This window comes from Salinicoccus sp. HZC-1, from assembly GCF_046736035.1.
Classification (GTDB): Bacteria; Bacillota; Bacilli; order Staphylococcales; family Salinicoccaceae; genus Salinicoccus.
The window spans coordinates 2,320,797-2,336,735 of record NZ_CP177130.1; the positions used below are offsets into that span (position 1 = coordinate 2,320,797).

The 15,939-nt window shown below is 43.8% G+C and carries 16 protein-coding genes; 3 read left to right on the forward strand and 13 right to left on the reverse strand.

Annotation, left to right across the window (positions count from 1 at the left end; genetic code table 11):
- Positions 1-56: 56 nt before the first annotated feature.
- The 9 genes from ACKRAT_RS12155 to ACKRAT_RS12195 form a co-directional block, all read right to left on the reverse strand.
- Complete coding sequence (locus ACKRAT_RS12155; RefSeq protein ID WP_411842645.1) at positions 57-464, reverse strand: low molecular weight phosphatase family protein; 408 nt, start codon at positions 462-464, stop codon at positions 57-59.
- The gene (locus ACKRAT_RS12160; RefSeq protein WP_411842646.1) at positions 461-1,513 is read right to left on the reverse strand and encodes an L-threonylcarbamoyladenylate synthase; all 1,053 of its coding nucleotides are present in this window, start codon (positions 1,511-1,513) and stop codon (positions 461-463) included. Before ACKRAT_RS12160 ends, ACKRAT_RS12155 begins: the two co-directional genes overlap by 4 nt.
- 2 nt (positions 1,514-1,515) lie before the next feature.
- Positions 1,516-2,367, reverse strand: coding sequence for a peptide chain release factor N(5)-glutamine methyltransferase (prmC, locus tag ACKRAT_RS12165; RefSeq protein ID WP_411842647.1), 852 nt, complete (start codon positions 2,365-2,367; stop codon positions 1,516-1,518).
- On the reverse strand, positions 2,354-3,433 hold the full coding sequence (prfA, locus tag ACKRAT_RS12170; protein WP_411842648.1) for a peptide chain release factor 1: 1,080 nt from the start codon (positions 3,431-3,433) through the stop codon (positions 2,354-2,356). Before prfA ends, prmC begins: the two co-directional genes overlap by 14 nt.
- A gap of 96 nt (positions 3,434-3,529) precedes the next feature.
- Positions 3,530-3,748 (reverse strand): 50S ribosomal protein L31, encoded by a 219-nt coding sequence (gene rpmE, locus ACKRAT_RS12175; RefSeq protein ID WP_411842649.1) that lies wholly within the window; start codon positions 3,746-3,748, stop codon positions 3,530-3,532.
- Between the two features lie 117 nt (positions 3,749-3,865).
- Positions 3,866-5,182, reverse strand: a complete 1,317-nt coding sequence (gene rho / locus ACKRAT_RS12180; protein ID WP_411842650.1) for a transcription termination factor Rho — start codon at positions 5,180-5,182, stop codon at positions 3,866-3,868.
- A gap of 190 nt (positions 5,183-5,372) precedes the next feature.
- The gene (locus tag ACKRAT_RS12185; RefSeq protein WP_411842651.1) at positions 5,373-6,641 is read right to left on the reverse strand and encodes a UDP-N-acetylglucosamine 1-carboxyvinyltransferase; all 1,269 of its coding nucleotides are present in this window, start codon (positions 6,639-6,641) and stop codon (positions 5,373-5,375) included.
- A 28-nt stretch (positions 6,642-6,669) separates the two neighbouring features.
- A complete protein-coding gene (fsa, locus tag ACKRAT_RS12190) occupies positions 6,670-7,320 on the reverse strand; it encodes a fructose-6-phosphate aldolase (protein ID WP_411842652.1) in 651 nt (216 codons plus the stop codon).
- Between the two features lie 328 nt (positions 7,321-7,648).
- The gene (locus ACKRAT_RS12195) at positions 7,649-8,506 is read right to left on the reverse strand and encodes a class II fructose-bisphosphate aldolase (RefSeq protein ID WP_411842653.1); all 858 of its coding nucleotides are present in this window, start codon (positions 8,504-8,506) and stop codon (positions 7,649-7,651) included.
- A gap of 114 nt (positions 8,507-8,620) precedes the next feature.
- Between ACKRAT_RS12195 and ACKRAT_RS12200 the strand changes: the two genes are divergently transcribed.
- The gene (locus ACKRAT_RS12200; protein ID WP_411842654.1) at positions 8,621-9,139 is read left to right on the forward strand and encodes a DUF2529 family protein; all 519 of its coding nucleotides are present in this window, start codon (positions 8,621-8,623) and stop codon (positions 9,137-9,139) included.
- A 213-nt stretch (positions 9,140-9,352) separates the two neighbouring features.
- On the opposite strand, the gene ACKRAT_RS12205 is transcribed toward ACKRAT_RS12200, so the two are convergent.
- The 3 genes from ACKRAT_RS12205 to ACKRAT_RS12215 form a co-directional block, all read right to left on the reverse strand.
- A complete protein-coding gene (locus ACKRAT_RS12205) occupies positions 9,353-10,948 on the reverse strand; it encodes a CTP synthase (protein ID WP_411842655.1) in 1,596 nt (531 codons plus the stop codon).
- Positions 10,949-11,085: 137 nt separating this feature from the next.
- On the reverse strand, positions 11,086-11,622 hold the full coding sequence (gene rpoE, locus ACKRAT_RS12210) for a DNA-directed RNA polymerase subunit delta (protein WP_411842656.1): 537 nt from the start codon (positions 11,620-11,622) through the stop codon (positions 11,086-11,088).
- A 73-nt stretch (positions 11,623-11,695) separates the two neighbouring features.
- Complete coding sequence (locus ACKRAT_RS12215) at positions 11,696-12,535, reverse strand: GNAT family N-acetyltransferase (protein ID WP_411842657.1); 840 nt, start codon at positions 12,533-12,535, stop codon at positions 11,696-11,698.
- 162 nt (positions 12,536-12,697) lie between these two features.
- On the opposite strand from ACKRAT_RS12215, the gene ACKRAT_RS12220 reads away from it, so the two are divergent.
- Both ACKRAT_RS12220 and coaW read left to right on the forward strand, forming a co-directional pair.
- A complete protein-coding gene (locus ACKRAT_RS12220; RefSeq protein ID WP_411842658.1) occupies positions 12,698-14,287 on the forward strand; it encodes a BCCT family transporter in 1,590 nt (529 codons plus the stop codon).
- Between the two features lie 74 nt (positions 14,288-14,361).
- Entirely contained in the window at positions 14,362-15,159 is a 798-nt protein-coding gene (gene coaW, locus ACKRAT_RS12225; protein WP_411842659.1) for a type II pantothenate kinase, read from the forward strand.
- On the opposite strand, the gene ACKRAT_RS12230 is transcribed toward coaW, so the two are convergent.
- Positions 15,154-15,861, reverse strand: a complete 708-nt coding sequence (locus ACKRAT_RS12230) for an ATP-binding cassette domain-containing protein (protein WP_411844457.1) — start codon at positions 15,859-15,861, stop codon at positions 15,154-15,156. The genes coaW and ACKRAT_RS12230 overlap by 6 nt on opposite strands.
- Positions 15,862-15,939 lie beyond the last annotated feature (78 nt).

Sequence of the window (15,939 nt, forward strand, 5' to 3'; positions counted from 1 at the left end):
CTCTACATTTGATATTATATATGAAATTCGTGTATAGCCAAATATTATATGAATTTTTATAAATCAAATTTATCAATAAATGACCTAAGCTGATTGTACACTACTTCATAATTTTTCGCAGAGCCCCCGTAAGGGTCGGCGATGGGTTCTGTCGATCCATCCGCAAACTCACTGATCAGCTTCACGTTTGCGTCAGGATGACGCTGTTCAATCGCCATTTTATGTTCCGGGGTCATTACTAATAGAAGAGACCCTTCAACATCCTCTTCTTTCAGCTGCTCCGGAGATGTCGGCGGTGCCAACGATTCACGTTCTATTATATCAATGGATGCTTTACTTGTGTCACTTGAAATTACCATCAGCCCGCGGGAAGCAAATTCTGCATTTTTAAACCTGGTCTTCGCATAGCTTTCAGCAAGCGGACTTCTGCATGTATTCCCCGTACAGACGAATATCATTTTCATAAATGATCATCCTTGATCACTTCATCGCCTGTTGCTTTATAAATGCGGTTCATCAGGGCCTCGGTTTCAGCACTTTTTGGGAAACCATGTATATAGATTAGATCCACATCTGATTTATCCATCTTCCTTAGTGCAGCATAGAGGTTTCTCCCCGCTTCCCGGTAGGCATCTTCGCTTGAACATAAACTGATGAACAGCGCACCCTCCGGGACATAACCCCGGCAGTTTTCCGGAGCAATGATCCCGATTTTCCTGTCTTCGGTCACTTCTATATAAGTGTTGTTTTTAAGCCCTCCCTCAATGACTGCCAAAGGCTGCCGCGGTGCATAGTGCTTATACTTCATACCCGGAGAGATTGGTTTTTCTGCATTCACTTCATCTTCATGTCTGTTCACGGTCTCTTTCAGTACACTTTCAAGCTCTGCTTTCGTGATGCTCCCCGGCCTCGCAATACGATAAGGATACTGTGTACAGTCCAGCACCGTGCTTTCCAGACCGAATGTTGCAGAATCACTCGCCACTACACCATATACCTTACCGTTCAAGTCATCAATGACATGCCGGTAGTGAGTCGGGGAAGGTTTACCGCTCAAGTTGGCACTCGGTGCCGCAAGTGGAAATCCTACATGCTCTAAAATCGCATGCCCGACAGGGTGGCTCGGCATTCTGACAGCAACTGAATTGAGTTCAGCGACCGTGTTGCTTGAGAGCATACTCCCTTTAAGCGGAAGTATGAAGGAAATCGGTCCGGGCCAGAAATGCTTCATCAATGTCTTCACTTTTGGATCACGCGGTTCTGTAAAACCATCCAATTGTTCAACGCTGTGGATATGTACAATCAAAGGGTTGTCCCCAGGCCGTCCTTTGGCAGAAAAGATTTTCTGTATCGCTTCGGAATTCCGGGCATCACCTGCCAGACCGTATACAGTTTCAGTAGGTATACCGACAACTTCACCATAAGTTAATGCCGTCTTGATCTCATCGAGTTTATTTTCCGTATCTTTATCTTTTAACTGGTCAATATTGATTTCCCAAACTTTTGTATCCATGCTCAATCCTCCCATCTGAAGAAAAGTATTCTGTCATTGCCGTTAATATCTTTTTTGAGCTGCGGGCGGGAGGCCGGCCACACTTCTTTAACATAAGAACTGAGTGTCTCATACTGACGCCATCCAATCTCAAAGTAGACTGTACCTCCTTTTCGAAGCACACTCGGCAATTCTTCAATCATCCGCTTATAAAGTGCCAACCCATCATCTTCAGCAAAAAGCGCCAGATGCGGTTCATGGTCAAAAACAGAATCTCCCATTTCATTTCTTTCATTATAGCTTATATAAGGAGGGTTTGACACTATGCAATCGACCTCTATCCCTCTGTCTGCCAGGGGTTCGAAAAGATTGCCCTGCAGCATTTCGGTTGAAATCTTCAAGTTTTCCGCATTCTCTTCAGCGACTTCCAATGCCTTATCGGAAACATCTGTTAAAATCACTCTGTTATTGTTCCAGTGCTTTTGCAGTAACAAGCCGATCGCTCCTGTACCCGTTCCGATGTCAACGACTGTTCTGCCATCATCCGGTTCCCGGCTTAAGACAAAATCGACAAGCTCCTCTGTTTCGTTTCTCGGAATCAGGGTATTTTCATTCACTTTCAATCTATGACCGAAAAACCACCCAAACCCTGTCACGTACTGATAAGGCTCGCCGGCAGCGGCTCTTTCAACCGCAGCTTCATACAGGATCCGCCTGTTTTCGGGCACCCCCTCCTCACCATTGATCATGAGTCGGGTCCGGTCCATATCAAAAAGGTCTTCGAGGATAAGCAACGCGACTCTCGGTTCCCTGTCAGATAAAACTAAAGAGGCTTCCGCCTCTTCAATCATCCTGTTGTAACTATAGTGTTGCATTATTCAATTCTTCCAGTTTGCTGGTCTGCTCCTCAATTGTCAGGGTATCTATGATTTCATCAAGCTTTCCTTCAATGATCTGATCGAGCTTTTGGATCGTCAATCCTATACGGTGGTCAGTCACACGATTTTGAGGATAATTATAAGTTCTGATACGCTCGGAACGATCTCCCGTACCGACTGCACTTTTTCGTTTCTCCGCATATTCCGCATGGGCTTCCTGCTCCATCATGTCATATATACGGGCCTTGATTACTTTCATCGCACGTTCACGGTTCTTGATCTGGGATTTTTCATCCTGGGATGTGACAACCACACCGGTCGGCAGGTGTGTTATCCTGACTGCGGAGTCGGTGGTATTGACGTGCTGTCCACCCGCACCACTTGAACGGTAAGTATCGATTTTCAGATCTTCGTTACGGAGATTCACTTCGACATCTTCCACTTCCGGCAGTACAGCGACCGTTGCGGTGGATGTATGGATTCTACCGCCTGATTCAGTCTCAGGCACACGCTGTACACGGTGTGCGCCATTTTCATACTTCAGCTTGGAGAAAGCCCCCTGCCCCTGAATCATGAAACTGATTTCCTTATAGCCGCCCTGTTCATTTGCCTGGGCTTCAACAACTTCTGTTCTCCATCCATTATCTTCTGCGAATCTGGAATACATTCTGAACAGGTTCCCGGCAAAAATCTGAGCTTCGTCCCCGCCTGCAGCACCGCGGATCTCCATGATGACGTTCTTGTCATCATTCGGATCTTTGGGAATGAGCTCCAGCTTCAGTTTTTCCTCCAATTCAGGAATTCGGGATTTCGCTTCTGAAATCTCCTCTTTGAGCATATCAATCATATCTTTTTCATCAGTTTCACCGATCATCATTTCGGACTCTTCAATCGTTTCTTTTTGGCGCTTGTATTCCCTGTAAATTTCCACTGTCTTCTGCAGATCGCTCTGCTCTTTCGAATACTCCCTCAGCTTATCTGAATCGCTGACTATATCCGGGTCACTCAGCAGTTCATTAAGCTGCTCGTAACGATTTTCTATGATTTCGAGTTGATCAAACATAATTTTCACCTTTTCGTCCTTTAATCCTGTCAATTATATCACATTTTGCCCATAAAAAAACTGCATTGAAGTTGCACTTCAATGCAGTAATCTCTATTATTCTTCGTTGGCGCTTTTGAAACCGAATTTTTTGTTGAATTTTTCAATACGGCCATCAGCAGACGCGAATTTTTGACGTCCAGTATAGAATGGGTGACATTCAGAGCATACCTCTACTTTGATATCCTCATTGTTTACTGAGCCTGTTTCAAATTCGTTACCGCATGAGCACACAACTTTAACATTGTTATATTCCGGATGAATTGCTTGTTTCATTTCTTTCAGCTCCTTTGCCCTGAACCATCTGGCACAGAGTTTATTAGTGGCTTTTACCACTCAATATTTGTATATTATACACCCTGTAGCGCAAAAAATCAATAGCTGCACTTCAATTTAAATGACAGGTTTTCCTGTCGATTGCGAAGAAAGCATACGCTGCCTTAATACATCAAAGAATTCTTCATTGGTCTTCGTCTGCTTCAGTATTCTCAGGAATCTTTCTGTGAAGTCCGGTGAATCTGTAAACAGGTTCCTTAACTGCCACAGTATATCCAATTCCTGCTTATTAAGCAGCAGTTCTTCTTTTCTTGTGCTGGAGCGTCTGATGTCGATTGCAGGGTAGACGCGGCGTTCACTTAAATTGCGGTCGAGATGCAGTTCCATGTTCCCCGTCCCCTTGAACTCTTCATAAATGACATCATCCATACGGCTGCCCGTCTCCACCAATGCTGTGGACAGTATTGTAAGACTGCCGCCGGCTTCAATATTTCTGGCCGCACCGAAGAAATGTTTTGGACGGTGCAGGCTTGCCGGGTCCAAACCGCCGGAAAGCGTTCTGCCGCTTGGCGGAATGACCAGATTGTATGCGCGGGCAAGCCTCGTGATCGAGTCCATCAATACGATGACATCCTCGCCCATTTCAACAAGACGTTTCGTCCGCTCAAGTAAAAGTTCGGCCACTTTCACGTGATGTTGAGGCGGTTCATCAAATGTTGAATGCACAACTTCCGCATCTTCAACTGAACGCTCCAGGTCTGTAACCTCTTCGGGCCGTTCGCCGATAAGCAGGATGAACAGTTTCGTATTCGGGTGATTTTTCGTAATTGCATTTGCGATTTCCTTTAATAATGACGTCTTACCAGCTTTAGGCGGGGCGACAATCATACCGCGTTGGCCAAAACCGATCGGAGTGACAAGATCCATTATACGCGTGGACAGATCGGAAGCACTGTTCTCCAGCTGGATGCGCACATCCGGATAAAGCGGAGTCAACGCCTGGAAGTGCGGTCTTTTTTTCACATCTTCTGCATTCTGGTCATTGATGAAATCGACCTGGAGCAGACCGTAATATTTCTCGTTATCTTTAGGGCGGCGGACTTTACCGGTAACCTTATCACCCTTTTTCAATTCAAATCTGCGGATTTGAGATGCAGAGATATAAATATCCTTCTCCCCTTTGGAGAAGTTTACTGTTCTTAAAAATCCGTAACCATCCTGCTGGATGTCATCCAGAACACCCTCCATATAATAGTTGCCGTCTTTTTCCATCTCAGCTTCCATTATCGCCAGGACCAGTTCCTTTTTGTTCAGTCTGCTGTAATTGGTGAGTCCCAGTTCTTTGGCACGTACTGTTAATTCTTTTGTATTATTTTTTTTATAGAGTGCATCAAAGGACTCATATTTCAGCCCTTTCTTTTCTCGCTCTGCCATAAATTCACTTCACTTTCATATATTCGGGATTATTAAATGTTCGGGGGATTTGAAAAGTGGAACGCTTGGTTTTTAACAATTTCATATTCTACACTATAAATATTTAAAAGGAAAGAAGTGTGGAAAATGGACAAAATATATACAAAAAATCCTGACTTATTCTCTTGATAAGCCAGGAGTCATCCTTCTGTTAATCCTCTGAGATTTTTTCACGCCAAATATCGGCACCAAGTATGTCGAGTTTTTTTACGATGTCTGTATAGCCCCGATCGATGTGATTCACATTGTGGATCGTCGTGACACCCTCGGCAATCAGTCCTGAAATAAGGAGACATGCACCTGCCCTCAAGTCACTTGCATACACATCTGTACCTTTAAGCTGAGAAGGATAGATAAGAGCCGATCCGCCCTTTTGTTCAATATTACCATCCATGCGGTTCAACTCATCCACATGCCTGAACCGTGCCGGATAGATCGTTTCCGTTACTTTGCTCACTCCATCCGCTTTGAACAGAAGCGGTGTCAAAGGCTGTTGCAAATCTGTGGCAAAACCAGGATACACCTGGGTCTTCACCGAGATCGGACGATATTCATCCGGCTTTGTAATAGTTACATAATCGTCGCCTGTCTCAATTTTTACACCGAGTTCTTCCAGCTTGGCTGTCAGCGACTCCATATGTGTGGGAATGATGTTGCGGACGGTGAAGTTTTCCCCTGCAGCTGCACCGGTAATCATATAAGTGCCTGCTTCGATTCTGTCGGGGATGATATTGTGTGTAGTCCCGTGGAGTTTCTTAACACCGTTGATTTTTATCGTATCCGTACCTGCACCACGGACATCAGCGCCCATATTATTAAGCAAGGACGCAACATCTACAATTTCAGGTTCCTTGGCAACATTTTCAAGGACTGTACGTCCGGTTGCACAACTTGCAGCGATCATCATGTTTATCGTTGCACCGACGGATACAACATCGAAGAAGATCTTCGCTCCCTTTAACTCTTCTGCTACAAGGTACATTGCACCATGTTCGTTTGTCACTTTGGCACCAAGTGCTTCGAATCCTTTTATATGCTGATCAATCGGGCGCGGACCAAGCGGGCAACCCCCTGGCAAACCGATAACACATTTTTTAAAGCGGGCAAGCATTGCACCCATCATATAATAGGATGCACGTAAAGACTGCACTTTTGTGTTCGGCAAAGGCATATTTTCCGCCTCTTCAGCATTGATTTTCAATACTGTACCATCCAGATCTGTTTTGATATTAAGGTCATTCAAAAGGCTCATCAACGTCTGAACATCCGAGATTTCCGGAAGTCCTTCAAGTATCACGTCTCCTTCTTCCGCCATTAATGATGCCGGAATCAATGCGACCGCACTGTTCTTTGCACCACTAATTTCGACTTCACCGGAGAGCGTTTTGCCTCCTCTGACTTTTATCACTTCTTTACCCATAATCCTTCTCCTTATACGGTAGACCCGTCTATTGGTCCTTAATGCTGTTCCAGTCGTTCAGGAACTGATCAATACCTTTATCTGTAAGTGGATGCTGCGTGAGTTTCTTCATCACTTTATACGGAATTGTAGCAATATCCGCTCCACGAAGCGCAGCACCATGAATGTGCCCTTCATTTCTAATGGATGCTGCTATGATTTCTGTATCAATTTCATGAACAGTAAAAATATAATGGATGTCTTCGATTAAATCAAGACCTTCCAGCCCGATATCATCCAATCTGCCGATAAAAGGAGAAACATAAGTTGCACCTGCACGAGCAGCAGTCAGTGCCTGTACAGTGTTGAACACCAATGTCACGTTTGTTTTGATTCCTTCAGCAGAAAGCACTTTGACAGCTTTCATACCTTCTTCTGTCATCGGGATTTTAACTATGATATGTTCATGAAGTTTCGCCAGTTCGCGTCCTTCTGAAATCATGCCTTCAGCATCAAGTGCAATGACCTCACCACTGACCGGTCCTCCGACAAGCTCACAGATTTCAACCAGACGGTCATGGAAGGAAATCCCTTTCTCTTTCGCTACTAAAGAAGGGTTCGTAGTAACACCCGCCAGTACACCCCACTCATTTATTTCTTTAATTTCGTCCATATTTGCTGTATCAATAAAGTATTTCATTTTTGGGCACCTCCGAAATTGGTTGTTCGTTCTATTATAAAGTAGTTTTGATCAATTGGGCAATGAATTTGCCGCACTTCTCCAGTGTATACGTTTTCCGAGTATATTCAAAGTTGGAATTCTAACCAGGATGCAAGGATTCCGGCAGTTCCGCTAGTGTATCTCTTCCTTACTGATGTTGCCAGAAATGATGCGGTTATTCAATTAAAATTTGATGAAGAATAATTAAAATATGCTGAGCCCGGGAGGCTGATTTCCATCATTGTATGTATTCAGTTTTACAGAATTAAAAAATCCGCCGGTGAAGGCGGACTTTATAATCAGGAAATTAAGCTCTGTCTGAAGTACCGAATGCCTTGATTTTACCTTGCACCGTTGTCTTAACCGCTTCACGCGCAGGCCCAAGATATTTACGCGGATCATAAACATCCGGATCATTGTTGAGTGTTTCTCTTACTGCTTCCGCAGAAGCAATCTGGCTTTCAGTATTCACGTTGATTTTAGCACTTCCATAAGAAATCGCTTTTTGGATGTCTTTTGTGGGAATGCCTGTACCACCGTGGAGTACCAATGGAATATCTGACTGGTTGCCGATTTCTTCCATTTCTTTGAATCCGAGCTTTGGTTCACCTTTATAAGGGCCGTGGACAGAACCAAGTGCCGGCGCCAGGCAGTCAATACCTGTACGTTCGACAAGTTCGCGGCATTCTTCAGGATCAGCATAAATAACGCCGTCAGCAACAACGTCATCCTCCTGTCCGCCGACTACACCAAGTTCCGCTTCAACGGAAACACCTTTAGGGTGAGCATAATCTACGACTCTTTTAGTCGTTGCGATATTTTCTTCAAAAGGACCGTGTGAAGCATCTATCATTACTGAAGTGAACCCAGCTTCGATCGCTTCAACACATTTCTCATAACTGGAACCGTGATCAAGGTGAATCGCAACCGGCACAGTAATGTTGAGGTCTTCCATCAAACCTTCGATCATTTTGACTACAGTTTTCATACCACTCATATATCTGGCGGCACCTTCAGAAACACCGAGGATTACAGGTGCATTTTCTTCTTGAGTCGCCATTAAGATCCCTTGGGCAAATTCAAGGTTGTTCACGTTATACTGACCTACAGCATAACCTTCTTTCCTTGCTTTATTAAGCATATCTTTCATTGATACTAAAGGCATTATACTTTTCCTCCTACAATTCATTACTTAAGACTTGATTATACCAAAAGCATTTAATTATTAGCAATCGTTTGTTAATATTGCTTTACCATCAAAAAGAATGGAGAGAATGTAATGGATAAAATTTTACAGACTCAACTCACAAACATTTACAACCATATCGATGCACAGTCAGAAGAGATCGAGATGGCCGCAAGACTCCTCTCGCAGGCGGTGCACTCGGAAGGCGGGATATATTTAAAGACTTTCCATGATTTCACCGGCATTGAGAATTTCCTGCTCGTCGGCACGTTGGCTTTACCCAAGATAAAGCATTTTGATGAGATTTCCCAAGTCGGCACACCGGACAGGGTACTCGTCGCAGCTGATAAGTTCGACGATGAAGTAAAAGCATTTACTGATGTACTGGAAACAGCTGGTATCGAATTTGTCTTAGTGTCTAATTACAATAAGTACGAGTCTGAAAAAATGGACCAGATCCACCATTATATTGATTTATCCTCCCCTCGCCCGCTTATACCGACACCAAACTTCGATAAGATTGTAAATCCTTATTTGAATGCGTTCCTGTATCTTTACGATCATTTATATGTATTGATAGACGAAATGACGAATGAGGATTACTGGATGTAGTTTTCATTTGTAATTCAGTTTGATTTGACCGAAGCGGGCCTGCCGCTTCGGCTTTTTTTATTAACCGAAATACGTTCATCGCACCTTCAGTTCAAAATCCAGCAAAAGATAACAGCAAATAAGCCAACCCTCGCTCTATCAAAACCCCGGAAATACGATTAAAAGCTTAAAAAATACCCCTTCGCCAATGCGGTGGGGTATTAAAAAGTTAAATTACTTCATGCTCGCCTGGATCAATCCCTGGAATAGAGGATGTGGTCTCGTCGGTCTGGATTGGAATTCCGGATGGAACTGTACTGCGACGAAGTATGGATGATCTTTCAATTCAATCATTTCTACTAAGCGGCCGTCCGGTGATGTTCCGGAGAATACCATTCCCGCTTCTTCCAGCTGTTCTTTATATTTGTTATTGAATTCATAACGGTGTCTGTGCCTTTCATCAACGCTTGCGACCTCATATAGATCACGTGCAATTGTGCCCTCTTTAATATCACACGGGAAACTGCCGAGACGGAGTGTGCCGCCCAGATCTACAACGTCTTTCTGGTCCGGCATCAAGTCGATTACCGGATGGGATGTTTCCGGATTCAGCTCGCTTGAATGTGCATCTTCCAAACCGACTACATTACGTGCGAATTCTACTGTTGCGAGCTGCATTCCGAGACAAATTCCGAGCAATGGCACTTTATTCTCACGTGCGTAATGAAGCGCATGGATTTTACCTTCTACTCCGCGTTCTCCAAAGCCGCCCGGCACTAAAATACCATCAGCGTCTGCAAGCTGTTCTTTATAGTTATCGGCAGTAAGATGCTCTGAGTTGATCCACTTGATGTCGATATCCGCCTGCTGCTCGTACCCGGCGTGTCTGAGTGATTCTGCCACTGACAGATAAGCGTCCTGCAGAGAGACGTATTTACCCACCAGTGCGATTTTAATAGTGCGGTTGATTTTACTCAAATTATCCAAAAGATGTTTCCACTCTTCAAGTTTCGCTTCCTGAGTGCTCTCGAGTCCTAATCTGTCGATGACCAGGGAGTCCATGTTCTGTTCCTGGAGACGGATGACAATATTGTAGATCGTATCTTCGTCTCTCGCCTCGATTACGCTGCCTTTGTCAATATCACAGAAGAGTGCAATCTTATCCCTGAGATCTTCAGCCATTTCGTATTCGGAACGCACAACAATCATGTCCGGCTGAATACCAAGACCTCTGAGTTCTTTAACGCTGTGCTGTGTTGGTTTTGTTTTCATTTCGCCTGCTGCTTTGATATATGGAAGTAGTGTACAGTGAATAAACATTACGTTTTCAGAGCCAAGGTCACTTCTCAACTGTCTGATCGACTCTAGGAAGGGAAGTGATTCTATATCACCTGTTGTTCCACCGATTTCAGTTATGACGATATCTGCGTTTGACTCTTCACCGGCTTGTAATAGGCGGGATTTAATCTCATTGGTTATATGTGGAATTACTTGTACCGTGCCTCCAAGATAATCCCCGCGGCGTTCTTTTCTGATTACTTCAGAATAAACTTTCCCTGCTGTAACGTTGGAATACTTATGAAGGTTAATATCGATGAAACGCTCATAGTGTCCGAGGTCAAGATCCGTTTCAGCACCATCTTCTGTGACGAAAACTTCGCCGTGCTGATATGGACTCATCGTTCCCGGGTCTACGTTTAAGTATGGATCGAACTTTTGAATTGTTATAGAGAATCCTCTGTCTTTCAGCAATCTTCCCAGTGACGCAGCTGTGATGCCTTTGCCAAGAGAAGAGACTACGCCGCCTGTTACAAAAATATATTTAGTCATTGCACTTCCTCCTGTAAAAATAAAAATAGCTCCCTTCCACACTTGGTGAAAAGGAGCCGTTCTTTACAATCCCTGTTTCAGGGAGCCCAATAAAAATAATATCACTTTTAAAAAGAAAGTCAACTGGAATCTCTGTTTTAGAGGTCCGGTTTGTCTTCGTAACTATCTTCCAATTCGTCGGAATCATCAAATTCTACATTTTCATCGATGGACTCATCTATGTTTTCTTCAATATCATCTTCTGATTCAACTGCGTTGTTATTCAAAGGTGACTCAAGATTCTCTGTATCACTCTGAACGAGCTCTTTATCCTGGTCAAAATCTTCGGCCGCTTCTTCTCCGTCGTAAACTTTCGGGTCCTCGTCTTCGACAGCCAATTCTATTTTGTGGATCGTAGGTGCAATCTTGTCTGAGATATCGTCTATAGAATACCAGTCTCTCAGTCCCCAGACACCCTCGCCGGTGCTCAGAAATCTTCCGTCAGTATTTAAATCTGTATAAAATTGAAGTACGCGGTTTTCTATTTCTTTATCTTTATAACCGCCTATCTCCTTGAACTTATCAACAATATCATAGAGGTTCTTTTCCTTGCCTTGTTCCTGTAAATAAATATAGGCCATGTCGATGAAAGAGTTCTCATTCATCATTTCCTTGGAATAATCATCCAGTAGCATCCAATTCATCCTTTCCAGTCTGGAATGTCAAAAAACATCATACATTTAAATAACGTATGAATCAAGAACTAATTTAATAGTTTATATACTTCTTGTACAGTTTCGAATTTTCATCTTCTCCAAATTTAACAAAACCGACGCGCTCAAACAATCTTATTTTCTCTGCTGCATCGCTTGGGTCCACAGTCAAGTCCCTTATTTCAGGCATGTTTCTCCTTAAAAATGTCCCGAGCTGACGAAGTGCACTCGAAGCCACACCCCGGTCCCGTTCTTTTTGTTCTGTATATAGATGAGTAATCCTTAATACTCCCTTATCCGCTTTCCCTTCTATATAACCCACTTTTTCTTTTTTATTCAGGATGATATCAATTTTAATTTTTGAAGGGTCTGCTTCTTCATCGAGTTTCAATTTTATATTATGTACATATTTTTGGTCCAGATCCAAATAATACAGCCGCTCTTTACCTATCGGCCCATCCTCTTTAGTGGCCGTATGCATAAAACCTGCGCGCTCATATAAACTCCACGCAGCCTGGTTCTCCGCATCCACAACCAGATAAAGATGATCCAGAGAAGTATATTTCTCCTGCACATATAATGGTAAAGCCATCGCCACTTTAGTTCCATATCCCCTGCCCTGCAGCTTTTCATTGATGGAGAGCGATCTGATATACACCACTTCATGCGGTGTATCATACCCTTCATGCTGGTAATGTTCATGCAGCACGAAGAAGCCCACTGTTTCGCCCTTTTCACTTTGCACTACACACGGGGTGCGGTCCGGATCTTTAATTGCATCATCGAGTACGTCCATAGGCAGACTTGAATACACCTGCTGTTTCTCACTCAGTTCGAATTCTTCCAAATTTTTACGGTCTTCTTCCTCGTATGGCCGAATTGTAATGTCATTCATATTGAAACCCCTTTTTGACATGTTTCATCATTTTGGTATGATACTTAGTATACCCTTACAAGTATATTATAGTCATCCAGATATTCAACGCGTTTTAATGCGTTTATTATACAGGAACTGGGGTAAAGCAAATAGACTTTTCAAATTTTAGGGGGAGAAATTTTGGACAATGATAATTTAACAAAGAACTCGGATGATGAATATCCGGCGGATCCGGAGGGGAAAAAATCCATACTGGGAATTGTCTTCTGGGCATCTTCAAGTGTTGTACTGCTGGCGGCAATCGTTGCCACGATAGTACCTGAGGGATTCCAGGTGGCATCCGAATCAGTCTATGGCTGGATTTCCAATTACTTCAGCTGGTTCTTTATGCTCGCGGTATTTGGTTTTGGAGTATTTCTTATATTTCTTGCATTATCTCCGTATGGCCGTGTCAAATTGGGAGGAGACCAGTCAAAACCGGAATTCTCATTCCGCTCCTGGATAGGCATGTTATTTTCTGCCGGACTTGGCGTGGGTCTCGTATTCTTCGGTGTTGCTGAACCGATGAGTCACTACATGATATCCCCGTTCAACGGCGGTGAAACAGAAACAACCGAAGCCGCCCGCATGGCTATGGGATATTCATTCTTCCACTGGGGAATCTCACAATGGTCAATATTCGGAGTGGCGGGTCTCGCCATCGGCTATTCCCAATACCGTAAACAGAAAAACGGTCTCGTATCCACTTCTCTTGAACCGCTTTTTGGAACGGAATATAACCAAAAGGCAAGAAAAGCGATTGATATCCTTGCAGTAATTGCTACAGTAACCGGTATGGCTACTTCAGTAGGTTTGGGAATAATGCAGATGGATGGCGGTTTAAACATCGCATTCGGCATCCCTTCCGGCCCTCTTACGCAAATTATACTTACTGCATTAATGACAGGTCTTTTTATACTTTCAACAACTACAGGACTAAAACGAGGGATTAAATGGCTGAGTAACCTGAATATGATCCTCGCCGCGGTAATTACTATTTTCGTAATGGCCGTTGGTCCATTCACTTTCATAATGGAAAGTATCATAGTTGGTCTGGGCGACTATATTTCAAATTATGTCGGCTACTCTCTCAGAATGCAGCCTTATTCCGGTGAATTATGGGTTCAGGAATGGACTGTCTTCTACTGGGCATGGGTAATCGCATGGAGTCCGTTTATCGGCTCCTTCGTGGCACGCGTATCCAAAGGGCGTACAATCCGTGAGTACGTACTGGGGATACTGATTATTCCGCCTATGCTCTCCTTCCTGTGGATCGGGGCGCTCGGCGGTACAGCCATTTACTCTGACCTGTTCAACGGAACAAACATCGGGGAACTTGTACTGGAAGATGATACCGCTGCACTGTTCGCGCTGTTTGATCAACTGCCTATGACTGCTTTGTTCTCAGCACTTTCGATTCTGTTAATCTTTACTTTCCTGGTAACTTCTGCAGACTCTGCAACATTCATTGTAGCGGGGATGACATCGGGGAATACTGAAAACCCTCAGATGCGCCTTAAGATCATTTGGGGCATTCTCCTTGGGCTGCTCACTGTAACCCTGATCATCGCCGGGGGATTAACCAGCCTTCAGGCTGCCTCACTGCTCGCAGGGCTTCCATTTGGAATCATTCTTATTTTAATGATCGTTGCGGTATCCAAATCGCTCAGACGGGAACCGAATGACTCAATGAAACGCAGACAGAAAAAGAACAAAAGGAAAAATGTATAAAATTTATATTAAAAAAGAGGAATGTCATTGGTATAATAAGCCCAATGACATTCTTTTTTGTTGGAGGCTACATTATGAAAATCGGAATTGACGCAGGCGGCACACTTTTAAAAATCGTTTATTTTGAAAATGAAAAAAGAAGATTTGAAAAACGTCCATCGTCAGAAATAGATCTGCTGATAGATGATCTCAATACATATCATTCAGCAGATGAAATATATCTTACCGGCGGTAAGGCAGAATATATGAATGAGAAACTTAAACAGATACATGGAACTTCTGTCGAGTTTGATGCGACGTATCGCGGTCTGATCAAACTCATGCAGGAACAGAATCTATCAATAAAACGCTTCGTATATTTAAACGTGGGCACAGGAACGAGTTTCCACCAGGCGGATTGGGAAGGCCAGACTCGGGTTGGCGGCTCGGGTGTCGGAGGCGGTACGCTTATGGGCTTATCCAAACTGCTGACTGATTTGGATTCATATGATGAAATCGTCAAGCTTGCCGCAGCGGGAAACAGAGATGAAATCGACCTTAAGGTCCATCACATCTATGCCGGCCGGCAGACACCCATACCGGGCGACCTTACTGCGAGCAACTTCGGCAATGTGCTTACCGGGAATATCCAGGATATGAACAATGCTGATAAGATTCAGGCAGTCATCGGATTGGTTGCCGAAACAGTAACCGCCGTGGGAATCAGCCTGGCTGATGGATTTGAGACTGAAGATATCGTCTTTATCGGTTCCACCCTGCTCAATAATGACGTAATGATAGAAATTGTCCGGAGATATGCCGATCTCAAAGGGGTAAACGCCCATATTATCGAAAACGGTGAATACTCCGGAGCCCTCGGTGCCCTCCTATAGAGGAGTATGAAAAACAGCGATGCTGTTTTGTCTTCTTTCTATCGTCAACGGAATAGAATAACATTCAGAAAGCATTGCCGATGTGATTGCGTGCGGGCTGACCCCCGCTTCGATCACCTTGCCGTCTTTAATCATCGTCACAGTATCAGCATAGGTCATCGCAAGCGCTGCATCATGCATGTTTGCGATGACTGCCTTTTTACCCGCCTCACTTTTCATCCATTTTAATATTTGATGCTGATATTTAAGATCCAGCCCCTGCTCCACCTCATCCAGCATGATGATTTTCTTTTGTTCCATCGCAATCTGGGCACACTGCACCCGTTTAAACTCCCCGCCTGACAGTTCCTCTATCGTTTGTCCCGCCAGACTTTTCAATTCGAACATCTCTATCAGATCATTGTATAATTTACTGTCCTCACAATCTGTGGTCAGTTTGATATACGCTTCTACATCAATCCGGAATACAGGATTACTTTGCGGGAGATAACTGAAAATCCGGCCGGCCGGCCCGGCGTGCTCCCCCTGATAATAAATATCGCGGACCTTTATGGAATCATCACCGTATCCAATTATTCCTTTCATCATTGAACTTTTCCCGCTGCCATTCGGTCCGAGCACAACATGGAGGCCTTTTCCAAATTTTAATCCTTCTGCATGCAATTGGAATTTACCGTAGTCCATTTTGAGTTTTTCAATCATCAGCACATCGCTCACCCCTGCTAGTATTTTTTAAATCAGTCAATTATAATTATATATAAATAGATAAAGGAGGTCTTA